Origin of the sequence: Sphingomonas sp. (genome assembly GCF_032114135.1) — a bacterium.
Classification (GTDB): domain Bacteria; phylum Pseudomonadota; class Alphaproteobacteria; order Sphingomonadales; family Sphingomonadaceae; genus Sphingomonas.
Window position 1 is genome coordinate 2,156,938 of sequence record NZ_DAMCTA010000001.1, and the last position, 21,376, is coordinate 2,178,313.

General features: G+C 66.8%; 18 protein-coding genes. 6 read left to right on the forward strand and 12 right to left on the reverse strand.

Translation table 11 applies throughout. The features are described 5' to 3' along the window. Positions 1–94 precede the first annotated feature (94 nt). The 3 genes from pnp to truB form a co-directional block, all read right to left on the reverse strand. The gene (pnp, locus tag RT655_RS10220; protein ID WP_313536521.1) at positions 95–2,446 is read right to left on the reverse strand and encodes a polyribonucleotide nucleotidyltransferase; all 2,352 of its coding nucleotides are present in this window, start codon (positions 2,444–2,446) and stop codon (positions 95–97) included. A gap of 180 nt (positions 2,447–2,626) precedes the next feature. Continuing rightward, positions 2,627–2,896, reverse strand: a complete 270-nt coding sequence (gene rpsO / locus RT655_RS10225; protein ID WP_313536522.1) for a 30S ribosomal protein S15 — start codon at positions 2,894–2,896, stop codon at positions 2,627–2,629. Between the two features lie 24 nt (positions 2,897–2,920). Beyond that, positions 2,921–3,931 (reverse strand): tRNA pseudouridine(55) synthase TruB, encoded by a 1,011-nt coding sequence (gene truB, locus RT655_RS10230; protein ID WP_313536523.1) that lies wholly within the window; start codon positions 3,929–3,931, stop codon positions 2,921–2,923. A 209-nt stretch (positions 3,932–4,140) separates the two neighbouring features. On the opposite strand from truB, the gene RT655_RS10235 reads away from it, so the two are divergent. Further along, positions 4,141–6,408, forward strand: a complete 2,268-nt coding sequence (locus RT655_RS10235; RefSeq protein ID WP_313536524.1) for a TonB-dependent receptor — start codon at positions 4,141–4,143, stop codon at positions 6,406–6,408. Between the two features lie 79 nt (positions 6,409–6,487). Here the strand turns inward: RT655_RS10235 and RT655_RS10240 are convergent, their stop codons facing one another. From RT655_RS10240 to rimP, 6 genes are all read right to left on the reverse strand, one after another. Continuing rightward, positions 6,488–7,072 carry a thymidine kinase gene (locus tag RT655_RS10240; protein ID WP_313536525.1) on the reverse strand — a complete coding sequence of 195 codons (585 nt, stop codon included), beginning with the start codon at positions 7,070–7,072 and terminating at the stop codon, positions 6,488–6,490. Positions 7,073–7,129: 57 nt separating this feature from the next. Further along, positions 7,130–7,531, reverse strand: a complete 402-nt coding sequence (gene rbfA, locus RT655_RS10245; protein WP_141987944.1) for a 30S ribosome-binding factor RbfA — start codon at positions 7,529–7,531, stop codon at positions 7,130–7,132. A gap of 351 nt (positions 7,532–7,882) precedes the next feature. Beyond that, on the reverse strand, positions 7,883–10,789 hold the full coding sequence (gene infB / locus RT655_RS10250) for a translation initiation factor IF-2 (protein WP_313536526.1): 2,907 nt from the start codon (positions 10,787–10,789) through the stop codon (positions 7,883–7,885). A gap of 4 nt (positions 10,790–10,793) precedes the next feature. Next, positions 10,794–11,498 carry a DUF448 domain-containing protein gene (locus RT655_RS10255; protein ID WP_313536527.1) on the reverse strand — a complete coding sequence of 235 codons (705 nt, stop codon included), beginning with the start codon at positions 11,496–11,498 and terminating at the stop codon, positions 10,794–10,796. A gap of 57 nt (positions 11,499–11,555) precedes the next feature. Beyond that, complete coding sequence (gene nusA / locus RT655_RS10260; RefSeq protein WP_313536528.1) at positions 11,556–13,175, reverse strand: transcription termination factor NusA; 1,620 nt, start codon at positions 13,173–13,175, stop codon at positions 11,556–11,558. Between the two features lie 6 nt (positions 13,176–13,181). After that, entirely contained in the window at positions 13,182–13,703 is a 522-nt protein-coding gene (gene rimP, locus RT655_RS10265; RefSeq protein ID WP_409530267.1) for a ribosome maturation protein RimP, read from the reverse strand. Positions 13,704–13,954: 251 nt separating this feature from the next. Here rimP and RT655_RS10270 point away from each other — a divergent pair, with 251 nt between their 5' ends. Then, complete coding sequence (locus RT655_RS10270) at positions 13,955–15,235, forward strand: PQQ-dependent sugar dehydrogenase (RefSeq protein WP_313536530.1); 1,281 nt, start codon at positions 13,955–13,957, stop codon at positions 15,233–15,235. Positions 15,236–15,419: 184 nt separating this feature from the next. Here RT655_RS10270 and RT655_RS10275 read toward each other — a convergent pair whose 3' ends face one another. After that, positions 15,420–15,797, reverse strand: a complete 378-nt coding sequence (locus RT655_RS10275; RefSeq protein WP_313536531.1) for a PaaI family thioesterase — start codon at positions 15,795–15,797, stop codon at positions 15,420–15,422. After that, complete coding sequence (locus tag RT655_RS10280; RefSeq protein ID WP_313536532.1) at positions 15,794–16,246, reverse strand: PaaI family thioesterase; 453 nt, start codon at positions 16,244–16,246, stop codon at positions 15,794–15,796. The genes RT655_RS10275 and RT655_RS10280 overlap by 4 nt, the downstream gene beginning before the upstream one ends. A 79-nt stretch (positions 16,247–16,325) precedes the next feature. On the opposite strand from RT655_RS10280, the gene RT655_RS10285 reads away from it, so the two are divergent. From RT655_RS10285 to RT655_RS10300, 4 genes are all read left to right on the forward strand, one after another. After that, positions 16,326–17,102 carry a crotonase/enoyl-CoA hydratase family protein gene (locus tag RT655_RS10285; protein WP_313536533.1) on the forward strand — a complete coding sequence of 259 codons (777 nt, stop codon included), beginning with the start codon at positions 16,326–16,328 and terminating at the stop codon, positions 17,100–17,102. Positions 17,103–17,167: 65 nt separating this feature from the next. Further along, positions 17,168–18,361 (forward strand): thiolase family protein, encoded by a 1,194-nt coding sequence (locus RT655_RS10290; RefSeq protein WP_313536534.1) that lies wholly within the window; start codon positions 17,168–17,170, stop codon positions 18,359–18,361. A 70-nt stretch (positions 18,362–18,431) separates the two neighbouring features. Then, entirely contained in the window at positions 18,432–19,502 is a 1,071-nt protein-coding gene (gene aroC, locus RT655_RS10295; RefSeq protein ID WP_313536535.1) for a chorismate synthase, read from the forward strand. Between the two features lie 124 nt (positions 19,503–19,626). Further along, entirely contained in the window at positions 19,627–19,953 is a 327-nt protein-coding gene (locus RT655_RS10300) for a hypothetical protein (RefSeq protein WP_313536536.1), read from the forward strand. A 98-nt stretch (positions 19,954–20,051) separates the two neighbouring features. Here the strand turns inward: RT655_RS10300 and RT655_RS10305 are convergent, their stop codons facing one another. Next, positions 20,052–21,341 carry an adenylosuccinate synthase gene (locus tag RT655_RS10305; RefSeq protein WP_313536537.1) on the reverse strand — a complete coding sequence of 430 codons (1,290 nt, stop codon included), beginning with the start codon at positions 21,339–21,341 and terminating at the stop codon, positions 20,052–20,054. Positions 21,342–21,376 lie beyond the last annotated feature (35 nt).

Genomic DNA, 21,376 nt, shown 5'->3' on the forward strand with positions numbered 1-21,376 from the left:
CGCTTTGGCGCAAAGTGGAAATACGGAATGGGTTAATGAAAAAAGGGGCCCGGCAACGCCGGACCCCTTCGTTTCTTGCGCGTAACGCGTGCAATCAGTCGCGATCGCCGGTCAGGAACGCGGGCAGGCCGATGTCGCCGCCATCGTCCTTGCCGCCTTCGCTGCGCTCGCCGCGCGGCTTGTCGCCACGGTCGCGGCGGGGGCCACGCTCGCCTCGCTCGCCACCGCGCTCACCGCCACGGCCGCCTTCCCGACGGCGGTCGCCGCCACGGTCGCCGCGATCGCCGCGATCCCCACGGTCACCGCGCGGCTCGCGCGGTTCGCGGGCCGGACGCGAGTCTTCCAGCTCGGCACCGGTTTCCTGGTCGACGACGCGCATCGACAGGCGAACCTTGCCGCGCGGATCGATCTCGAGGACCTTGACCTTGACTTCCTGGCCTTCGCTCAGCGCATCCGAGACCTTCTCGACGCGCTCGTTCTTGATCTCCGAGACGTGGACGAGACCGTCCTTGCCGCCCATGAAGTTCACGAACGCACCGAAATCGACGAGGTTGACGACCTTGCCGTTGTAGATCTTGCCGACTTCGGCTTCCTCGACGAGGCCCTTGATCCACTTGATCGCGGCTTCGATCTGCGCCGGATCCGACGAGCTGACCTTGATCACGCCCTCGTCGTCGATGTCGACCTTAGCGCCCGTGGTGGCGACGATCTCGCGGATCACCTTGCCGCCGGTGCCGATCACTTCGCGGATCTTCGACTTGTCGATCGTGAAGGTCTCGATGCGCGGCGCATGGGCGGAAAGCTCGGTGCGGGCTTCGCCCAGCGCCTTGTTCATCTCGCCCAAGATGTGCGCGCGACCGGCCTTCGCCTGGTTGAGCGCCGCCTCGAAGATCTCCTTGGTGATGCCGGCGATCTTGATGTCCATCTGCATCGTGGTGATGCCCTCGGACGTGCCGGCGACCTTGAAGTCCATGTCGCCCAGGTGATCTTCGTCACCCAGAATGTCGGACAGGATCGCGTAATCCTTGCCCTCGAGGATCAGGCCCATGGCGATGCCCGAGACCGGACGCTTGATCGGCACGCCGGCGTCCATCATCGCGAGGCTGCCGCCGCACACCGACGCCATCGACGACGAGCCGTTCGACTCGGTGATGTCGCTGGTCAGGCGGATCGTGTAGGGGAAGTCCTCCTTGGCGGGCAGCACCGGGTGCAGCGCGCGCCATGCCAGCTTGCCATGGCCGACTTCACGACGGCCCGGCGCGCCGAAGCGGCCGACTTCGCCGACCGAATAGGGCGGGAAATTATAGTGCAGCATGAAGTTCTGGTAGCTGAGGCCGTTCAGGCCATCGATCATCTGCTCGGCGTCCTTGGTGCCGAGGGTGCAGGTGGCGATGGTCTGGGTCTCGCCGCGGGTGAACAGCGCCGAGCCGTGTGCACGCGGGAGGAAGTGCGTCTCCGCCTCGATCGGGCGGATCTGCGTGGTGGTGCGGCCGTCGATGCGCTTGCCGTCCTTGAGGATGGCGGTGCGGACGATCTCGGCTTCCAGCTTCTTGGTCAGCTTGATGCCGGCCATGACGTCCTGCGGGCTCAGGCCGTCCTCGGTGAACTGCGCCTTCGCCTTGGCACGCGCCTCGTTGAGCGCGTTCGAGCGGGCCGACTTGTCGGTCAGCTTGTAGGCGGCGGTGATGTCCTTGCCGATCAGCTTCTTCAGCTTGTCCTTGAGCTTGGCATTGTCGTTCGACGACGCCATTTCCCAAGGCTCCTTGGCGGCCTGCTCGGCGAGCTTGACGATCGCCTTGACGATTTCGCGGCAGGCATCGTGCGCGAACAGCACGGCGCCGAGCATGATCTCTTCCGAAAGCTCCTTGGCTTCGGATTCGACCATCATCACCGCGTCATAGGTGGCGGCGACGACGAGATCGAGCTCGCCCTCGGCAACCTGCGCGTCAGTCGGGTTGAGGATGTACTCGCCGTTGACGTAGCCGACGCGCGCCGCGCCGATCGGGCCCATGAAGGGCACGCCCGAGAGCGTCAGCGCTGCCGAGGCGGCGATCATCGAGAGGATGTCGGGCTCGTTCTCGCCGTCATAGCTCAGCACCTGAGCGATGGCGTTGATCTCGTTGTAGAAGCCTTCCGGGAAAAGCGGGCGGATCGGGCGATCGATGAGGCGGGAGACGAGCGTCTCCTTCTCGGTGGCGCCGCGCTCGCGCTTGAAGAAGCCACCCGGGATGCGACCGGCGGCCGAGAATTTTTCCTGGTAGTGGACGGTCAGCGGGAAGAAGTCCTGGCCTTCCTTCACCGACTTGGCAGCCGTGACGGCGCACAGCACCACGGTCTCGCCGAGGGTCGCGATCACCGCGCCGTCGGCCTGGCGGGCAACCTTGCCCGTTTCGAGAGTCAGCGTCTTGCCGCCCCACTCGATCGATACAGTCTTCTTGTCGAACATGTCGTTTCCTTCACTCCCCGGTGCCAATCACGCGGGGGGCCTATGCGTGAGCCGTATGTGGCTCGTGGGACCGACCGTATTGCCGATCCCCCGTTCGCTCCCTGCCTTGTCGCGGGGAGCCGCCGATGCGTTATCGCACCGGAATGACAAAAAGGCGACCCGAAGGTCGCCTTTCCGTTGTTACTTGCGAAGACCGAGCTTCGCGATGAGATCTGCGTAGCGCGCCTGGTCCTTCTTCTTCAGATAGTCCAGCAGGCTGCGGCGCTTGTTGACCAGCATCAGCAGACCGCGGCGCGAGTGGTTGTCCTTCGCGTGGGTCTTGAAGTGCTCGGTGAGGTTGGCGATGCGCTCCGAGAGGATCGCGACCTGCACTTCGGGGCTGCCGGTATCACCCTCGTTGCGAGCGTGTTCCTGGACGAGCGCTTCCTTGCGCTCCTGCGTGATCGACATGCATTTTTTCCTTCGACATCAAAGCTACAGGTTGAAACCGCGGACGACCCGGATGCTTCCGGCTTCCGCCTCTACCAGCGCAACCGGGGTATCCCCGAGCAGCGCGAAATAGAGGCCGTCGTCTTTGGCAATCCCGACCAAGACCCGCCCCTGGCGGAGCAGCCCTGCCTGATCGGGGGTGAGGAGTAGAGCCGGGATGTCGTCCAGCCCCGCCCTCAGCGGCAGGCAAATGTCTTCAAGGCGCCGCTCCTTAGCGGCATCCGCCAAAGAGTCCAGCGAAATCGCCTGGTCCAGGGTGAAGGGACCCGCCTTGATCCGACGGAGATAGGTGACATGGCCGACGGCGCCAAGGGCGCGGGCGATGTCGCGGGCGAGGCTGCGGATATAGGTCCCCTTGGAGACATGGGCGCGCAGAGTGATTTCGTCCGGATCCTTCCCGAGCACCGCTCGGGGAGGGGGACCGTCGCGCAGCGACGGTGGAGGGGCCGCCGCGGCACGCGGCGGTTGCCCGCCGCGCCCCTCCACCATCGGCTGCGCCGATGGTCCCCCTCCCCCAGCGAGCTGGGGGAGGATTTCCAGCCCATAAATCGTCACCGCGCGGCTCTTCAGCACCACCGTCTCACCGGCACGCGCGAGGTCATAGGCCCGCTCGCCATCCACCTTGAGCGCGGAGTAGGCCGGCGGCACCTGCTCGATCGCCCCAGTGAAGCGCGGCAGCACTGCCTCCAACTGCGCCCGCGTCGGCCGCACCTCCGACTCCGCGATGCCCTTCCCCTCGGCATCGAGCGTATCCGTCTCCACGCCGAACTGGATCGTAAAGTCATACACCTTGTCGCTGTCGAGCATGCGACCGGCCAGCTTGGTCGCCTCGCCCAGCGCGATCGGCAACACACCGGTCGCCAGCGGATCGAGCGTGCCACCATGGCCCACCTTAACCTTGGCATAGCCGCCCTCGCGCAACGCGCGCTTCACCGCGCTCACGCCTTGCGTCGAACCGAGGCCCAGGGGTTTGTCGAGAAGGATCCAGCCGTGCATCGCCGCGGCCATAGGTGGCAGCGCGGCCCCAAGCAAATCACGACATTATTGCAACACCCGCAAGCAATCCGTTCGGGCGCAGCCCGAAGCGCTTGCTGCTGATGACGGTTCCGCTACAGGCGCGCGAAAAATCAGCGACACCGTCGAGAAACGATCGCGACTGCGCTCCGGAGAGGACGGCCATCACAGCACGGGGACTCGATTCCGCCATGACCAACGCTACCCTCCTCCGCGGCCTGCTGCTTGCCAGCGCCGCGCTTACGACGCCGTCGGCCTTCGCCGCCAATCGCACCGAGACGCCGGCGCCGGTGCAGGGCGTTCAGCCCGACGAAACGGTCCCCCAGCAGACCGGCGAGATCGTCGTCACCGCGCAGCGCCGCACCGAAGCCGCCAAGGACGTGCCCGTCGCCGTCACCGCGATCGGCGGCGAGAAGCTCGACGTGCTCAACTCGTCGGGCCTCGACATCCGCTTCCTGTCGGCGCGCACGCCCAGCCTGCAGATCGAAAGCTCGTTCGGCCGCACCTTCCCGCGCTTCTACATCCGCGGCCTCGGCAACACCGATTTCGACCCCAATGCCGCGCAGCCGGTGTCGGTAGTGTACGACAATGTCGCGCTCGAGAACCCGATGCTCAAGGCGTTCCCGGCGTTCGACCTGGCGCGCGTTGAAGTGCTGCGCGGTCCGCAGGGCACGCTGTTCGGCCGCAACACGCCGGCCGGCGTGGTCAAGCTCGAATCGCAGCGCCCGACGGACAAGTATGAAGCGCAGGGCAGCGTCAGCTGGGCGACCTACAACACGATCAACGCCGATCTCGCGCTCAACGCACCGCTGGGCAACGGCTTTGCACTCCGCGTCTCGGGCCTCGTCCAGCACCGCGACAATTGGGTCATCAACGACACCACCAGCCCGCTCAGTGTCGCCAACCGCAAGCTCGAGGGCTATACCGATCGCGCCGGTCGCGTGCAGCTCAGCTACACCAGCGGCGATTTCAACGCGCTGATCAGCGTGCATGGCCGCGACCTCGAAGGCACCCCGCGCGTGTTCCGCGCCGGCCTGTTCCAGCGGGGCTCGAACAACTTCTCGGCGGGCTTCGATCCGAAGCACGTCAAGCTCGACGGCTATACCAGCCAGTGGCTGGAGCAGTGGGGCGGCAACCTGCAGCTCGACTATCATTTCGAGGGGCTGGGCACGCTCTACTCGATCACCTCGTACGAGCGCGCAAAGGTGCAGAGCACCGGCGACGTCGACGGCGGCGACACCTATGGCTTCCCCGCGCTCGGCCTGAACAAGGCACTGTTCCCGTCAAACACGGGCGGCATCACGCAGCCCAAGGAGTTCAGCCAGGAACTGCGCTTCGCGACCGACCAGTTCGGTGCGTTCCGCGGCCAGGCAGGTCTCTACTATTTCGACCAGAACCTCGATTACAGCGAATATGGCTATGATTTGGGTGGCGGCGCGCAGACCCAGAATATCGGCCACCGCAACATTAACGAGAATATCGGCGTGTTCGCCTCGGGCGAGTTCAAGGCGACCGATGCGCTGACGCTGCGTGCCGGCGTGCGCTATTCCCATGATCGCAAGAACGACGTGATCTTCGGCTTCGGCCCGCTCACCGGCGGCCTCACCCTGCCGCTGCAGACCAAGGTGAAAGGCGAGGCGGTTACCTGGGATGCCAGCGCCACCTATGCGCTGACCCCCGACGTCAACGTCTATGCGCGCTTCGCCACAGGCTATCTCGGCCCGGCAATCCAGGATCGCGTGACCTTCGGTTCGGTGCCGACCACCGCGGGCAAGCAGTTTACCAAGTCTGCCGAGGCGGGCATCAAGGGCGCGCTGCCGGCGCAGGGATTGAATTATGCGCTGACCGGCTACTGGTTCCGTACCGACGATCTGCAGCTCACCGCGGTCGGCGGCGCGAGCAACGCCAACCAGCTGCTCTCGGCCGATCACGTCAATGGATACGGCGTCGAGGCGGAGTTCAGCTACCGTCCGGTCCGCGGGCTCGACCTGACCGCCAGCGGCAGCTACAACTTTACCCAGATCCGCGACCCCAAGCTGGTCGTGGCGGCATGCGGCTCGCTGTGCACGATGACGGATCCGACTTTCACGGATGGAACCAACACCTTCGCACGGATCGACGGCAACCGGCTGCCCCAAGCGCCCCGCTTCGTGCTCAACGCCACTGCCCGCTACGGCGTGCCGCTGGCCAATGGCGGCGAAGTCTATGCCTATACCGACTGGGCGTATCGCAGCTCCATCAACTACTTTCTCTACGAAGCGCGGGAGTTCCGCGGGCGCTCGCTGGTCGAGGGCGGTCTGCGCATCGGCTACCGTGCGCCGGAAGGCTTTGAGGTGGCGGCGTTCGCGCGCAACATTCTCAACCAGATCCGCGCGCAGAGCGCCATCGACTTCAACAACCTGACCGGCATGATCAATGAGCCGCGCATCATCGGCGGCGAGATCCGTTTCCACTTCTGATCGGGAGTGCGAGGAGCGATCCTAGCATTTTCATAGCCGAAGGGCGTCGCGGGAAACCCTCGCGACGCCCTTTTTCGTTTCAGCCGATGGCGCCGCGCCGCTCGACGAAATGGCGGCGACAGAGCGCGACATAGCGGTCGTTCCCGCCGATCTCGCGCTGCTCGCCCTCTCGGACAGCCCTGCCCTCGGCATCCACGCGCAGGTTCATCGTCGCCTTGCGCCCGCATTCGCAGACCGACTTGATCTCGACGAGCGAGTCTGCGATCGCCAGCAGCGCCGCTGCGCCGTCGAACAACACGCCGCGGAAATCGGTGCGCAGCCCGTAGCAAAGCACCGGCACCTCATCCTCGTCGCACACGGCCGCGAGCTGGCGGACCTGCTGCGCGGAGAGGAACTGCGCCTCGTCCACCAGCACGCACGCCAAGGGCGCCGCGAAATGGGCATCCTGAACGATCGTGCGGAGGTCTGTGGTGGCGTCGAAGGGAATGGCATCGGCGTGAATGCCGAGCCGCGAGTCGATCACCCCATGGCCGCCGCGATCATGCACACCGGCAGTGAACAACAGGGTGCGCATCCCCCGCTCGCGATAGTTGAAATCGGCCTGCAGCAGCGTGGTCGATTTGCCCGCGTTCATCGAGGCATAGTAGAAATAAAGCTTGGCCATCGGCGCATCACACCAAAAGCGCGGCCGATGTCCAGTGCGCGCTTCGGCGCGTCGGCTTCAGTCCTGCTCGCCCTCGCCCAGATCGCGTGCCACGTTCGGCGCGCGGAGCAGCTGGTCGATATGGCTGCCCTCGTCGAAACTCTCGTCCGCCAGGAACTTGAGCTTCGCTGCGTACTTCATCTTCACGCGGTGCGCGACTTCACGCTGGAGGAAGGCGGTGTTGGTGCGCAGCGCCTTGAGCACCGCGTCTTCGTCCTTGCCGAGCAGCGGCTTCACGAAGACGGTCGCATGGCGCAGGTCCGGCGACATGCGCACTTCGGTTACCGAGACCAGGTGCTTCGCCAGCACCTCGTCATGCACGTCGCCGCGCTGAAGGATCTCGCTGAGGATATGGCGCACCTGTTCGCCCACGCGCAGCACGCGGACGGAGCGGGTTTCATCGGTGTCGTTCTGGCGCATCTTGTGATTCTGACCGGTTTTCGCTATCTGAGAGACACTGCAACTGTGACTGTTGGCAAGACGTCACCTCCTGAGCCCGGGTGTTCCAGCGCCCGGGCTCAAATCATTTTGGGCTCCCGGCGTTCCAGCACCGAGAGCCCGCACTGGGTTACCTGCGACTCAGCTCAATGAGCTTAGCCACCAGCCCGAGCAACGCGACGATGAATGTCGCGAAACCCAGAACCAGACCTGCAACTACTTCTATTGGCACATGAACCACCTCCTTTTCGGCCGCAGGTGCAGCCGAAAAGGAGGCGTATCGCAGGCTGAACCGCCGAGGAACAAAAGGTGTCCGTCGGCAGCCCTACCCCATTACAGCGTACGTTCGCGCAGTTCGACTTCGTAGGTTTCGAGATAGTCGCCGGCCTTGATGTCCACGAAGTTCTGCGTGAACGTCACACCGCACTCCAGACCCGCGCGCACTTCGGGAACGTCATCCTTGAACCGGCGCAGCGAGGCAATCTCGCCCTGGTAGATGATGACGTCGTTGCGCGTGATGCGTGCCTTGAGCGCCTTGCGGATGGCACCGTCGACGACCAGCAGACCGGCGGCCTTGCCGTGCTTGCCAGCCGAGAACACTTCCTTGATCTCGGCACGACCCACCACGGTTTCGAACGCTTCCGGCCCGAGTTGCCCCGCCATACCGGCGCGGATCTCGTCGGTCAGGTCGTAGATCACGTCATAATATTTGAACGCGATCTTGTTGCGCTCGGCGATCTCGCGCGCCTTGGCATTCGGACGGACGTTGAAGCCGATGATTGGCGCGCCCGAGGCACCCGCCAGCGTGACGTCGCTCTCGGTGATGCCGCCGACGCCCGAGTGCAGCACGCGCGCGCGGATCAGATCGGTGGAGATCTTGTTGACCGCCGCGACGATCGCCTCGACCGTGCCCTGGGTATCCGCCTTGATGACCAGCGGATATTCCATCGCCTGCTTCTCCTTCAGCGCGGAGAACATGCTCTCCAGGCTGGCGGGGGCATTGGTGGTGCGCTTCTGCAGCGCCACACCCTGGCGATATTCGGCCACTTCGCGGGCGCGCGCCTCGTTTTCGACGACCTGCAGCGGATCCCCCGCCATCGGCACGCCCGACAGGCCGAGCACCTCGACCGGCATCGCCGGCCCGGCTTCCTTGATCTGGCGACCCTTGTCGTCGATCATCGCACGGACCTTGCCGCTCTCCGCGCCGACGACGAACACGTCGCCCACGCGCAGCGTACCGCGGCTGACGAGCACCGTCGCAACCGGGCCGCGACCCTTGTCGAGCTTGGCCTCGATCACGGTGCCTTCGGCCTCGCGATCGGGGTTGGCGCGCAGTTCCAGCAGTTCGGCCTGCAGCTGGATCTTCTCGATCAGCGCGTCGAGGCCGATCTTCTTCAGTGCCGAGACTTCAACGTTCTGAACGTCGCCGCCCATCTCTTCGACGATCACCTCGTGCTCGAGCAGGCGCTCGCGCACCTTCTGCGGGTTGGCGCTGTCGAGGTCGACCTTGTTGATCGCCACGATCATCGGCACGCCGGCCGCCTTGGTGTGGTTGATCGCCTCGATCGTCTGCGGCATCAGCCCGTCGTTCGCGGCCACCACCAGCACCACGATGTCGGTGACATTGGCACCGCGCGCACGCATTTCGGTGAAGGCTTCGTGGCCCGGCGTGTCGAGGAAGGTGATCTTCGACTTGTCCTTCAGGGTAACCTGATAGGCACCGATATGCTGGGTGATGCCGCCGGCTTCGCCGCGCACCACATCGGTGCCGCGCAGCGCGTCGAGCAGCGAGGTCTTGCCGTGATCGACGTGACCCATGATCGTGACGACCGGCGGACGCGGCTGCAGCTTGTCCTCGGGATCCAGCTCGGTATCGACCTGGATGTCGACGTCGCTCTCGCTGACGCGCTGCACGTTGTGACCGAAATCGGTGACGAGCAGTTCGGCGGTATCCTGGTCGATCGACTGATTGACCGTGACCATCATGCCCATCTTGAACAGGGCCTTGACCAGATCCGCACCCTTTTCAGCCATGCGGTTGGCGAGTTCCTGCACGGTGATGGCATCGGGCACCACCACGTCGCGGACCTGCTTGACCTGCGGCTCGCGCGGGCCGCCATAGGAGCGGCGATGCTCCTTCTCACGGGCGCGCTTCAGCGCCGCGAGACTGCGCGCACGCGCACCATCGTCGCCGCCCAAGGCGCGCGTGACGGTGAGCTTGCCCGACTGGCGGCGATCGTCGCCCTTGCGGTCGCGCGACGGCTTGGCCGGATCGGCACCCGGACGGCGCGGCGCGGCGCCGGGACCCGAAGGGGCCGGACGCGCGGCACCGGCACCAGCGGCGGGACGCTGCTGGTTCTGGTTCTGCGCAGGCTGCTGCTGCGACGCCTGCTGGGTCGCGGCAGGGGCTGCCTGCTGCGGCTCGGGCTTGGGCTGCGGCTTGGGAATTTCCGGACGCACGACCGGCGTGAAGCGGCGCGGTGCGGGCAGCGACGCGTCGAGCTGCAGCGTGATCGGGCCCTGCGGGATCGGACGACGCGGCGGCTGTGCCGGTGCGGCCGGCTTGGGCGCTGCGGCCTGCGGCTGGGCAGGCTTGGGCGCTGCCGGCTGCTGCGGGGCAGCGGCCTGCGATGCCGCCGGAGCAGCTGCGGGCGCGGGTGCAGGCGTCGGTTCCGGAGTCGGCGCAGGCGCGGCGGCCGGAGCCTCCGCTACCACTTCCGGCTTCGGTTCCGGGGCTGGCGCAGGGGCCGGCGTCGGCTCGGGCGCGGGGGCCGGGGCGGCAGCCGCCTCGGTCTGGGCACGCGCGCGCTCTTCGACGCGGCGACGCTCTTCTTCCTGCGCTTCGGCGCGAAGGCGATCGTCGCGACGACGTCCCTCTTCCAGCGCCTGCATGCGCTGTTCCTCGGCCTCACGAAGCAGCTTTGCCTGGCGCTCCTGCGGGGATAAATTGTCCATCGGCCTGCGCGGCGGCTGGGCGGCGGGGCGCGCGGCCTGCTGCGGCGCCGCGGCACTGGGGGCCTGAGCAGCCGGAGTCTCGGGCGCAGCGGCGGGGGCCGGCGTCGACTCGTCGATCGGCGCACCCTGCGGGCCGAGAACACGGCGACGCTTGACCTCCACGACCACGGTGTTGGAACGGCCATGGCTGAAGCTCTGCTTCACCTTGCCGGTTTCCACCGTGCGCTTCAGACCCAGCGGTGCGCGCATGCCCAGTTTCGGCTTGTCGTTTTCGGTGTCGCTCATGCGGCTACTCAAGTTCCTCGATAGTGTTCGTCGTCAATGGCACGGCGGACGGCAAAGCCGATGCGCCTTGCGATGCGGAATCGCAAGACACGGGATCAGGTTCGGGTCCGATAAAGTGCAGCCAGCGATCGAGCGCTTCGCTCGTCCGTTGCGCCGCCCGGGCGTCGATAAGTCCGGCGTGTACCACATTTTCGCGGCCTAACGCCAAGGACAATATGGTGCGCGAGACCGGCAATGTTAAGCCCTTGAGGGAAGAACCTTCCCGATCCGAGCCAACCCGCCACGCCTGCGCAAGCTTTCGGCTGCCATCGTCGCGCGCGTCGGCGGCGTGGAGCAGCAGATGGAGTCGGCCGCTGCGCGCGGCCTTTTCGATCCGCTCGGCGCCGATTACCACATAGCCGGCCTTCGCCTCCAGCCCCAGCCGGTCGAGCGCAGAGCGCTGCAGCTGGGCGGCGATCCGGTCTTCCAGATCGTCGGGAATGCGAATCTCGCCGGTGCGGAAGCTGCGCGAGAGGGCGCCCTTCAGCTTGCCCTTGTCGCGCGACGCCGCCAGCCCCGACTTGTCGACGGAGATCCAGGCGCCGCGGCCGGGGGCCTTGGCACGAATGTCGGGCAGCACTTCGCCCTCGGGCGAGAGCACGAGTCGGATCAGACCTTCCCGCGGCGATTCCTCGCGCGACAGGATGCAGGTGCGGACCGCGTCGGTCATCGTCCCCTCCCGTTGCCGAGAGGGGGGATGACCAACGCCAATGTCAGTCGGCGCGTATCATTGTTCGGAGTCCGCAATTGCGTCCTCCTCGCCTGCTTCCGCAGGTTCTTCATCGGCGAACCAATGGGCGCGGGCCGCCATGATGATCTCGTTGCCCTGTTCGTCGCTCAGGCCGTACTCCGCCAGGATGCCGCCCTTGGGCTCCTTGCGGGGGGTGTCGTCGCCGCGGCGACGCGGCTCGGCGCGCTTCTTCTCGACAAGCTCGTCGGTCGCCAGGTCGGCGAGGTCGTCGAGCGTCTTGATGCCCGCCTTGCCGAGCGTGACCAGCATCGCTTCGGTGAGGTACGGCATGGTCGTCAGGTCGTCGTCGACACCCAGCGCGCGGCGCTGCTCGCGGTTCGCCTCTTCGCGGCGCTCCAGCGCTTCCTGAGCGCGGTTCTGGAGCTCCTGCGCGAGGTCTTCGTCGAAGCCCTCGATCGTGGCAAGCTCCTCGATCTCGACATAGGCGACTTCTTCAAGCGCGCCGAAACCTTCGGCGACCAGCAGCTGGGCCAGCGTCTCGTCGACGTCGAGCTCGTTCTGGAACATCTCCGAACGCTCGACGAATTCCTTCTGGCGCTTCTCGCTCGCATCCGCCTCGGTAAGGATGTCGATCGCCTTGCCGGTCAGCTGCGACGCCAGGCGCACATTCTGGCCGCGACGGCCGATGGCGAGGCTGAGCTGATCGTCGGGGACGACCACTTCGATGCGGTCCTCTTCCTCGTCGATCACGACGCGGCTGACATTGGCCGGCTGCAGCGCGTTGACGACGAAGGTGGCGGTGTCCGGCGACCAGGGGATGATGTCGATCTTCTCGCCCTGCATTTCCTGCACGACGGCCTGCACGCGGCTGCCCTTCATGCCGACGCAGGCGCCGACCGGATCGATCGAACCGTCATGGCTGATCACGCCGATCTTGGCGCGGCTGCCCGGATCGCGGGCGGCGGCCTTGATCTCGATGATGCCGTCGTAGATTTCGGGCACTTCCTGCGCGAACAGCTTCTTCATGAACTCGGGGTGCGCCCGGCTCAGGAAGATCTGCGGCCCGCGGTTCTCGCGGCGGACGTTGAGCACCACCGAGCGGACGCGATCGCCGACGCGAACGACTTCGCGCGGGATCTGCTGGTCGCGGCGGATCACGCCTTCGGCGCGGCCCAGGTCGACGACGACATGACCGAACTCGACGCGCTTCACCACGCCGGTGATGATCTCGTTCACCCGGTCCTTGAACTCGTCATACTGGCGCTCGCGCTCGGCGTCGCGGACCTTCTGGAAGATGATCTGCTTCGAGGCCTGCGCCTGGATGCGGCCGAACTCGATCGGGGGCAGCGGATCGACGATGAAGTCCCCGACCTTCGCACCCTTCTGGAGCTTCTCGGCGCCCTTCAGATCGACCTGCTTAAAATAGTCGTCGACGGCTTCCACCACCTCGACGACGCGCCACAGGCGGAGGTCGCCCGAGATCGGATCGAGTTTCGCGCGAATGTCGTTCTCGACGCCGTAGCGATTCTTCGCGGCGCGCTGGATCGCGTCTTCCATCGCCTCGATGACGATGGCCTTGTCGATCAGCTTTTCCTTCGCGACCGAATCGGCAATCGCGATGAGCTCGGCCTTGTTGGCAGAAATGGCGGTGGCCATCCGGGCTTATCCTTCTACTTCGATAATCTTGTCGGCGCCCTCGGCAGAGAGCGGCGCGGTGGCGGCGATCAGGCGATCGGTCATCGTCAGCTTGGCATCCTCGATCGCGGCGAACGGCAGCACATGCTGCGTCTCGTCCTGCGTCACGATCGTGATCGTCCCGGCCTGCGCATCGATCCCGGCGAGGTCGCCCTTGAACTGCTTGCGCCCGTCGAGCTTCTCGGCGAGCGTGATGCGCGCCTCATGGCCCTGCCAGTCGGCGAAATCCTGCAGCCGGGTAAGCGGCCGGTCGATGCCCGGCGAGCTGACTTCCAGCCGATAGGCATGGTCGATCGGATCGCGGCCCTCGGCCTCCAGCCGGTCGAGCAGGTCCGAGACGCGGCGCGACAGATCGGCGCAATCGTCGATCGTCAGCTGGCGCGTATCCGGGCGCTCGGCCATGATCTGCAGCGTGGGATCGCTCTGGCCGCCGAACAGCTTCACGCGCACCAGGGCAAAGCCCAGCGCCTGCGCTTCGGTTTCGATCATCTTGGCCAGTTCGGCGAGATTCGCCACACATGTCTCCGGTTGAATTCAAGCAGCTTCGGCGCCGGTGCCTGGCGGCGCCGACCTCGATCATGTTTGACGATGTCCGAGAAAGCTTCCGCGATATACGCAATCCTGTGTGCGGGAGCAAGGGGGCGCCGCGCAGCTTGCATCTTTTGGCAGACGAAAGTCGTTGCAACCTGTTGCAAAACCGGCTGCGTTCGCGGCCGAACCATCGCCGGAGAGGATTCCCCATGCCCCGTTCGCTGCTGCTGATACCCGCCCTGTTCGCCGCTGCCTGCTCGTCGCCAGGTTCCAATGCCCAGCAGCCGACCGGGACGGCCGCCACGCCGACGCCCCTGCCGGTCCCGAGCGGTACCCCCGCCCCGCTGCCGGCCAGCGTGCCGTTCACCGCGATCCGCGTCGCCGATTTCGATTCGCCCTTCGCGCTCGCCTTCCTGCCCGACGGCGCCGCGCTGGTGACCGAGAAGGCCGGGCAGCTGCAATATTGGGAGGTCAATCAGAAGGCGCAGGCGGTGACCGGCGTACCCAAGGTCGCCGCCGGCGGCCAGGGCGGACTGCTCGACGTGGCACCCGCACCGGACTTCGCCAGCAGCAGCACGATCTACTTCACCTATTCGGAGCCGCGCGCCAATGGCAGCGCGCTGGCGCTGGCCCGCGCCAAGCTCACCCGCGGCAAGGCGATGGCGCCGCGACTCGACAGTGTCGAGGTGCTGTTCCGCTCGGGCGCGGACGGCGATGGCGGCCAGTTCGGCGCGGTGATTGCCTTTGCGCCGGACGGCAAGTCGCTGTTCCTCTCCTCGGGCGAGCGCCAGCGCTTCACGCCTGCGCAGGACCCCAACCAGGCGATCGGCAAGATCCTCCACCTGACGCTGGACGGCAAGCCGGCCTCGGACAATCCCGATGCGGGCAAGGTCGGCGCCACCAGCGTGCAGGTCATCGATCCGCCCGAAGACACCGAAGCCGCCAAGACCGCCAAGGGCCGCCCCTTCGCCTTCGACGGGCCCAACCCGGCACCCGCCGCGATCTGGAGCAGCGGCCACCGCAACCCCTACGGCCTCGTCTTCGATGCATCCGGCAACCTGTGGGAGCACGAGATGGGCCCGCAGGGCGGCGACGAGCTCAACCTGATCGTCAAGGGCCGCAACTATGGCTGGCCCAACGTCTCGTTCGGCGAGAATTACAACAATAAGCCGATCCCCAAGCCCAAGGCCGGCGACGGCTATGAGATGCCCAAGCTCTATTGGGTGCCGTCGATCTCGCCCTCGGGGCTGATCTATTACAGCGGCAGCGAGTTCCCGCAGTGGAAGGGCTCGCTGCTGATGGGCGCGATGTCCGGCCAGGCCCTCATCCGCATCGCGCTCGACGGTACCAACGCCCGCAAGGCGGACCAGTGGAACCTCGACATGCGCATCCGCGACGTGGCGCAGGGCCCGGACGGGTCGCTGTGGCTGCTGCAGGACGGCGCCAAGGGCGATGGCGGCTGGCTGATGCGGGTCTCGCCGAAGAAGTGAGGCCATGAAATTCCTCCCCGGGCGCAGCTCGGGGAGGGGGACCGCCGCCGCAGGCGGTGGTGGAGGGGCCGCTGCGCAAGCGGCGGTTGCCCTCGATGCGGAGCGAACCGCGCCTTGCGGCGCGGCCCCTCCACCACGCTGCTGCGCAGCGCGGTCCCCCTCCCCCGTCGGGGGAGGAATTGCATCACCGCACGATCAGGAAATTCATCCGCGCCGCCGCGATCGGCCGGTCTTCCTCGTCCTGCCACGCCACCGCGCTCACATTCGCCACCCGGTTGCCCAGCCGAGTGACCGTGCCCTTGGCCCGCGTCTCCTTCTCGCGGCCGCCGCGCATGTAATCGACGGTGACGTTGACCGGCTTCACCTTGGCCCCGCCCTCGACCTCCAGCGCCTGGAGCAGCGCGCCCACCGCTGCCATCTCGAGCAATCCGCCGATCGCACCGCCGTGGAGGAACCCCGGCCGCCCGACCACGTCGCCGGAAAACGGCATCACCAAGACCGGTGTCTCCGCACCCGGCTCGACGCTGAGCCCCAGCAGTTCGGCATAGGGAGGAAGCTTCACCAGTATTCCTCCGCCGCCATGAAGGTGCCCGCGACATGCGCCAGCGGATCGGCCGGGTCGCCGTCATGCGCCTGGCCCCGCACGAAGGCGATCGAGCGGGTCAGCCGGTAGCATTCGCAGCGCCCGATCACCGTCTGGCCGGTGCGCGCCGGGCGCAGATAGTCGATCCGCAGGTCGAGCGTCGCATGCGGCAGGAACTTGCCCACCTTGAGCCACACCGCGACGCTGCTCGCCATGTCCATCAGCGCGAGGATCGGCCCCGAGGCGAGCACGCCCGTCTCCTCCTGCCCCACCAGATCGGCGCGCCAGGGCAGCTCGAGCTCGGACCAGTCCGCGCCATGGTCGCGGTGCGCGACGCCAAGGCGGCTGCCATGGTTGGGAAAGCGGAGCGCGAAGAAGGCGCGCGGATCGAACCGGGGCGGCGCCGCGGGATCGCTGGATTGGGACATACCGACTTTTCTAGCGCCGCCGTCTTGCCCGCGCAAATGCTTCGCCGCACATTGTCCGGGGACGAGAGAGGATGCCGGAATGAGCGAGCGCGTGACATGGACGATCGAAGGCGGCGTGGCCGACGTGCGGCTGAACCGCCCGGACAAGATGAATGCGCTTGATCCCGCCATGATCGAAGGACTGCTCGCGGCAATCGAAACGCTCGGCCAGACCTCGGGCCTGCGCGCGGTGGTGCTTTCCGGCGAAGGCCGCGCATTCTGCGCCGGCCTGGACATGGCGAGCATGGCGGGGGTCGGCGCAGGCATCGACATCGCGGCGCGGACGCATGGGCTGGCGAATAGCTTCCAGCAGGTCGCCTGGGGCTGGCGGACGCTGCCGGTACCCGTGATTGCGGCTGTCCACGGCGTGGCGTTCGGCGGCGGGCTTCAGATCGCGAGCGGCGCCGACATCCGAATCGCCGCGCCCGAAACCCGGCTGTCGGTGATGGAGCTAAAATGGGGCATCGTGCCCGACATGGCCGGTTTCGTGCTCTGGCGCGGCACGGTGCGCGACGACCTGCTGCGCGAACTTACCTACACCGCGCGCGAGTTCGAGGCGGCCCAGGCACAAGACTTCGGTTTCGTCACCCGTCTGGCGACGGATCCGCACGCCGAGGCCCTCGCGCTCGCCCGCGTCATTGCTGGTCGCAACCCGGACGCGATCCGCGCTGCCAAGCGCCTCGCCAATCACGAGGGCGACGCCGCCGCGACACTGCTGGCGGAGAGCGTCGAACAGGCAGCCTTGCTGCGCGCACCCAACCAGATCGAGGCGGTGATGGCCAATATGCAGAAGCGCGTACCCCAGTTCCGCGACTGAGCCGGTTGCATTCCGGCGGCGGATCGCGGAAGCGTACCCGAAACTCGAAAGAATGAGAGGCTGCCATGCGCGAAGCCGCGATCGTCTCCACTGCCCGCACCGGCATCGGCAAGGCGGCCCGAGGCTATTTCAATGACACCGAGGCGCCCGTGCTCGCCGCGCACGTGATGAACGCGGCGGTGGAACGCGCCGGCATAGACCCCGCCCGGATCGACGACGTGTTCTACGGCATGGGCAACCAATGGGGCACGCAAGGCGCCAACATGGCGCGGATGGCGCTGTTCGCCGCAGGCATCCCCCACAGCGTGCCGGCGTTCAGCCTCGACCGGAAATGCGGATCGGGCCTCACCGCGATCGCCCTCGCCGCCCGCTCGATCATGACCGACGAGATCGACGTGGCGCTGGCCGGCGGCATGGAGTCGATCAGCCTGACCATGGCCAACGCGCCGCGCTATGCGAATCGCTCGGTCACGGACCAGGTGCCCGCTGCCTATATCCCGATGATCGAGACCGCGGAGATCGTCGCCGAACGCTATGGCATTTCGCGGGAAAAGCAGGACGCATTCGCTGCGATGAGCCAGCAGCGCGCTGCCGAGGCGCTTGCCCGCGGTGCGTTCGCGGAAGAGATCGCGCCGATCACCGTCACCAAGGCCGTGCTCGACAAGGCCGGCACCCGCACCGGCAGCGAGACCGTCACGGTCACCCAGGATGAAGGCATCCGTCCCGGCACCACCGCGGAGGTGCTCGCCGGTCTCAAGCCGGTATGGAAGGACGGCGCCTTCGTCCCCGAGGGCCGCCACGTCACCGCCGGCAATGCCAGCCAGCTCTCCGACGGGGCCGCCGCGCAGATCCTGATGGACCGCAAGACCGCCGAGGCGGAAGGCCGCCCGATCCTCGGCATCTATCGCGGCTTCCAGGTGGCGGGCTGCGAACCCGAGGAAATGGGCATCGGCCCCGTCTTCGCGGTGCCCAAGCTGCTCGTGCGGGCAGGGCTCACCGTTGACGACATCGGCCTGTGGGAGATCAACGAGGCGTTCGCCAGCCAGTGCCTTTACTGCCGCGACACGCTGGGCATTGATCCCGAGAAGCTCAACGTCAGCGGCGGCGCGATCGCGATCGGCCATCCCTTCGGCATGACCGGCAGCCGGCTGGTCGGCCATGCGCTGATCGAAGGGCGACGTCGCGGCGTGCGCTACGTCGTGGTCTCCATGTGTACGGCCGGCGGCATGGGCGCGGCGGGGCTGTTCGAGATTCCCTGAACGGGTTGCAGCCACGCGCGACACCTGCGAAACGGCCCGCGGTTTCAACCCAGACGGAGGGCGTGCGCCGATGTCGTTCAACAGCTTCGGTCGCGTGTTCCGCTTCACTACCTGGGGCGAGAGCCATGGCCCCGCCCTCGGCGCGGTGGTCGATGGCTGCCCGCCGGGGCTGAGCTTGAGCGAGAGCGATATCCAGCCCTTCCTCGATCGCCGCCGCCCCGGCCAGTCGCGCTTCACCACCCAGCGGCAGGAGCCGGACCAGGTCCGCATCCTCTCCGGCGTGTTCGAGGGCCGCACGACGGGCACGCCGATCGCGCTGCACATCGACAATGTCGACCAGCGCTCCAAGGACTATTCGGAGGTGGCCAAGGCTTATCGCCCCGGCCATGCCGATTATGCCTATGACCAGAAATACGGCTTTCGAGACTATCGCGGCGGCGGCCGCTCCTCGGCGCGCGAGACGGCAGCCCGCGTAGCAGCCGGCGCGGTCGCGCGGGCAGTGATCCCGGAGGTGACGATCACCGCCTGGGTCGAGGCGATCGGCGGCGACGCGATCGACTATGCGAAGTTCGATGCGGCTGAAATCGGCAACAACCCGTTCTTCTGCCCCGATCCGGTGGCTGCACAGCGCTGGGAAGCGCTGGTCGACGCCGCACGCAAGGATGGCTCCTCGCTGGGCGCGGTCGTCGCCTGCGAGGCGACCGGCGTTCCCGCCGGCTGGGGCGCGCCGCTCTATGCCAAGCTGGACAGCGAACTGGCGGCGGCGTGCATGTCGATCAATGCGGTGAAGGGCTTCGAGATCGGCGACGGCTTCGCGGCAGCGGCTTTGCGCGGCGAGGAGAATGCCGATGCGATGCGCCCGCGTAGCGACGGCGGCGTGGACTTCCTCGCGAACCATGCCGGCGGCATCGCGGGCGGCATCGCGACGGGACAGCCGGTACGGATGCGGGTCGCGTTCAAGCCGACCAGCTCGATCCTGATCCCGGTCGAGACCGTCACCCGCGAGGGCGAGGCGAGCGAGATCCGCACCAAGGGGCGCCACGATCCGTGCGTCGGCATTCGTGGGGTTCCTGTCGTCGAAGCAATGGTCGCGCTCGTACTGGCGGACCAGAAATTGCTGCATCGGGCGCAAGTCGGCTGATCTTGCGCTCGACTCGCCCCTGAGCCGTTCGCTTTTATCGATTAATCGAAATCAGTTGGTGAGACTTCTTGCGCATCCGGTGGTTAACCTTGTGTTGGCATAATCAACAGAAGGATGCCGTGTAATGTATATCAAGACCATTCTCGCCGCTGCTACGCTGATCGCCGCGCCGGCCGCCTTCGCCCAGCAGACCACGCCGGGCCAGACGACGCCGGGCGGTTCGACGATGGACCAGAGCACCACGCCGGGCCAGCCGTCGGCCTCGCCGACCGATCCGTCGATGAACCCGTCGACCACGACGACGCCGGGTGGCACGACCGGTTCGGGAACGATGAACACGCCGGATTCGTCCACCACGACGACCTCGCCGACCGATCCGAGCGCGACCACCACGGACTCGACCATGGGTGATCAGACCGGCGACAAGCCGAAGCGCAAGCGTCCGCGCTAACTAGCGTAGCTCGGCAAAGGGCCTTTTCCCCCTTTCAGCCCCTTGCTTCGAGCGCCGATGCGCCCGGCCCTCTCTCCCGAGGGCCGGGCGTTTTCGCGTCAATCCGCGAAGGGGTCGCGGACGAGGATGGTGTCCTCTCGCTCGGGGCTGGTGGAGACCAACGCCACCGGGCACTGGATCAGTTCTTCCACGCGGCGGATATATTTGATCGCCTGCGCCGGCAGATCGGCCCAGCTGCGCGCTCCGAAGGTCGATTCGGACCAGCCTTCCATCGTCTCGTAGATTGGCTCCACCGCCGCCTGGTCGGGGGCGCTGGCGGGATAGTAATCCAGCACTTCGCCGTTCAGGCGATAGCCGGTGCAGACCTGGATTTCGTCGAAGCCGTCGAGCACGTCGAGCTTGGTCAGCGCGATGCCGGTGATGCCCGAGACCGCAACCGACTGGCGCAGCAGCACCGCATCGAGCCAGCCGCAGCGGCGCTTGCGCCCGGTGACGGTGCCGAACTCATGGCCGCGCGTGCCGAGCCGCTCGCCCACTTCGTTGTCCAGCTCGCTCGGGAACGGGCCCGAGCCGACGCGGGTGGTATAGGCCTTGGCGATGCCGAGCACGAAGCCCACCGCGCCAGGCCCCATGCCGCTGCCGCTCGCCGCGGTGCCCGACACGGTGTTGGACGAGGTGACGAACGGATAGGTGCCGTGATCGATGTCGAGCAGCACGCCCTGCGCGCCTTCAAACAGGATGCGACGCCCGCGCGACCGCGCCTCGTTCAGCATTTTCCACACCGGCTGCACGAAGGGCAGCACGAAGCCGGCGATGCCGCGCAGCTCCTCGAGCAGACCCTCGCGGTCGATCGGCGGCTGGCCGAAGCCGGCGCGCAGCGCGTCGTGGTGCGCGGCGAGGCGATCGACCTGCGGCCCGATCGCATCCAGATTGGCGAGGTCGCACACCCGGATGGCGCGGCGGCCGACCTTGTCCTCATAGGCCGGGCCGATGCCGCGGCGGGTGGTGCCGATCTTGCCGGCGCCGCTGGCATCCTCGCGCAGCGCGTCGAGATCGCGGTGGAAGGGCAGGATCAGCGGGCAGGTATCGGCGATCTTGAGCGTGTCCGGGGTGACGTCGACGCCCTGGTCGCGCAGCTTCTCGACCTCAGCCTTGAGCGCCCAGGGATCGAGCACGACGCCATTGCCGATCACGCTCGGCGTGCCGCGCACGATGCCCGAGGGAAGCAGCGAGAGCTTGTAGACCTTCTCGCCGATCACCAGCGTATGGCCGGCATTGTGCCCACCCTGGAAGCGGACGACCACGTCGGCGCGCTCGGCGAGCCAGTCGACGATCTTGCCCTTGCCTTCGTCGCCCCACTGAGCGCCAATCACTGCCACATTTGCCATGGATACACGTCCTCCGCCTGCCGGGCGGACCCAGG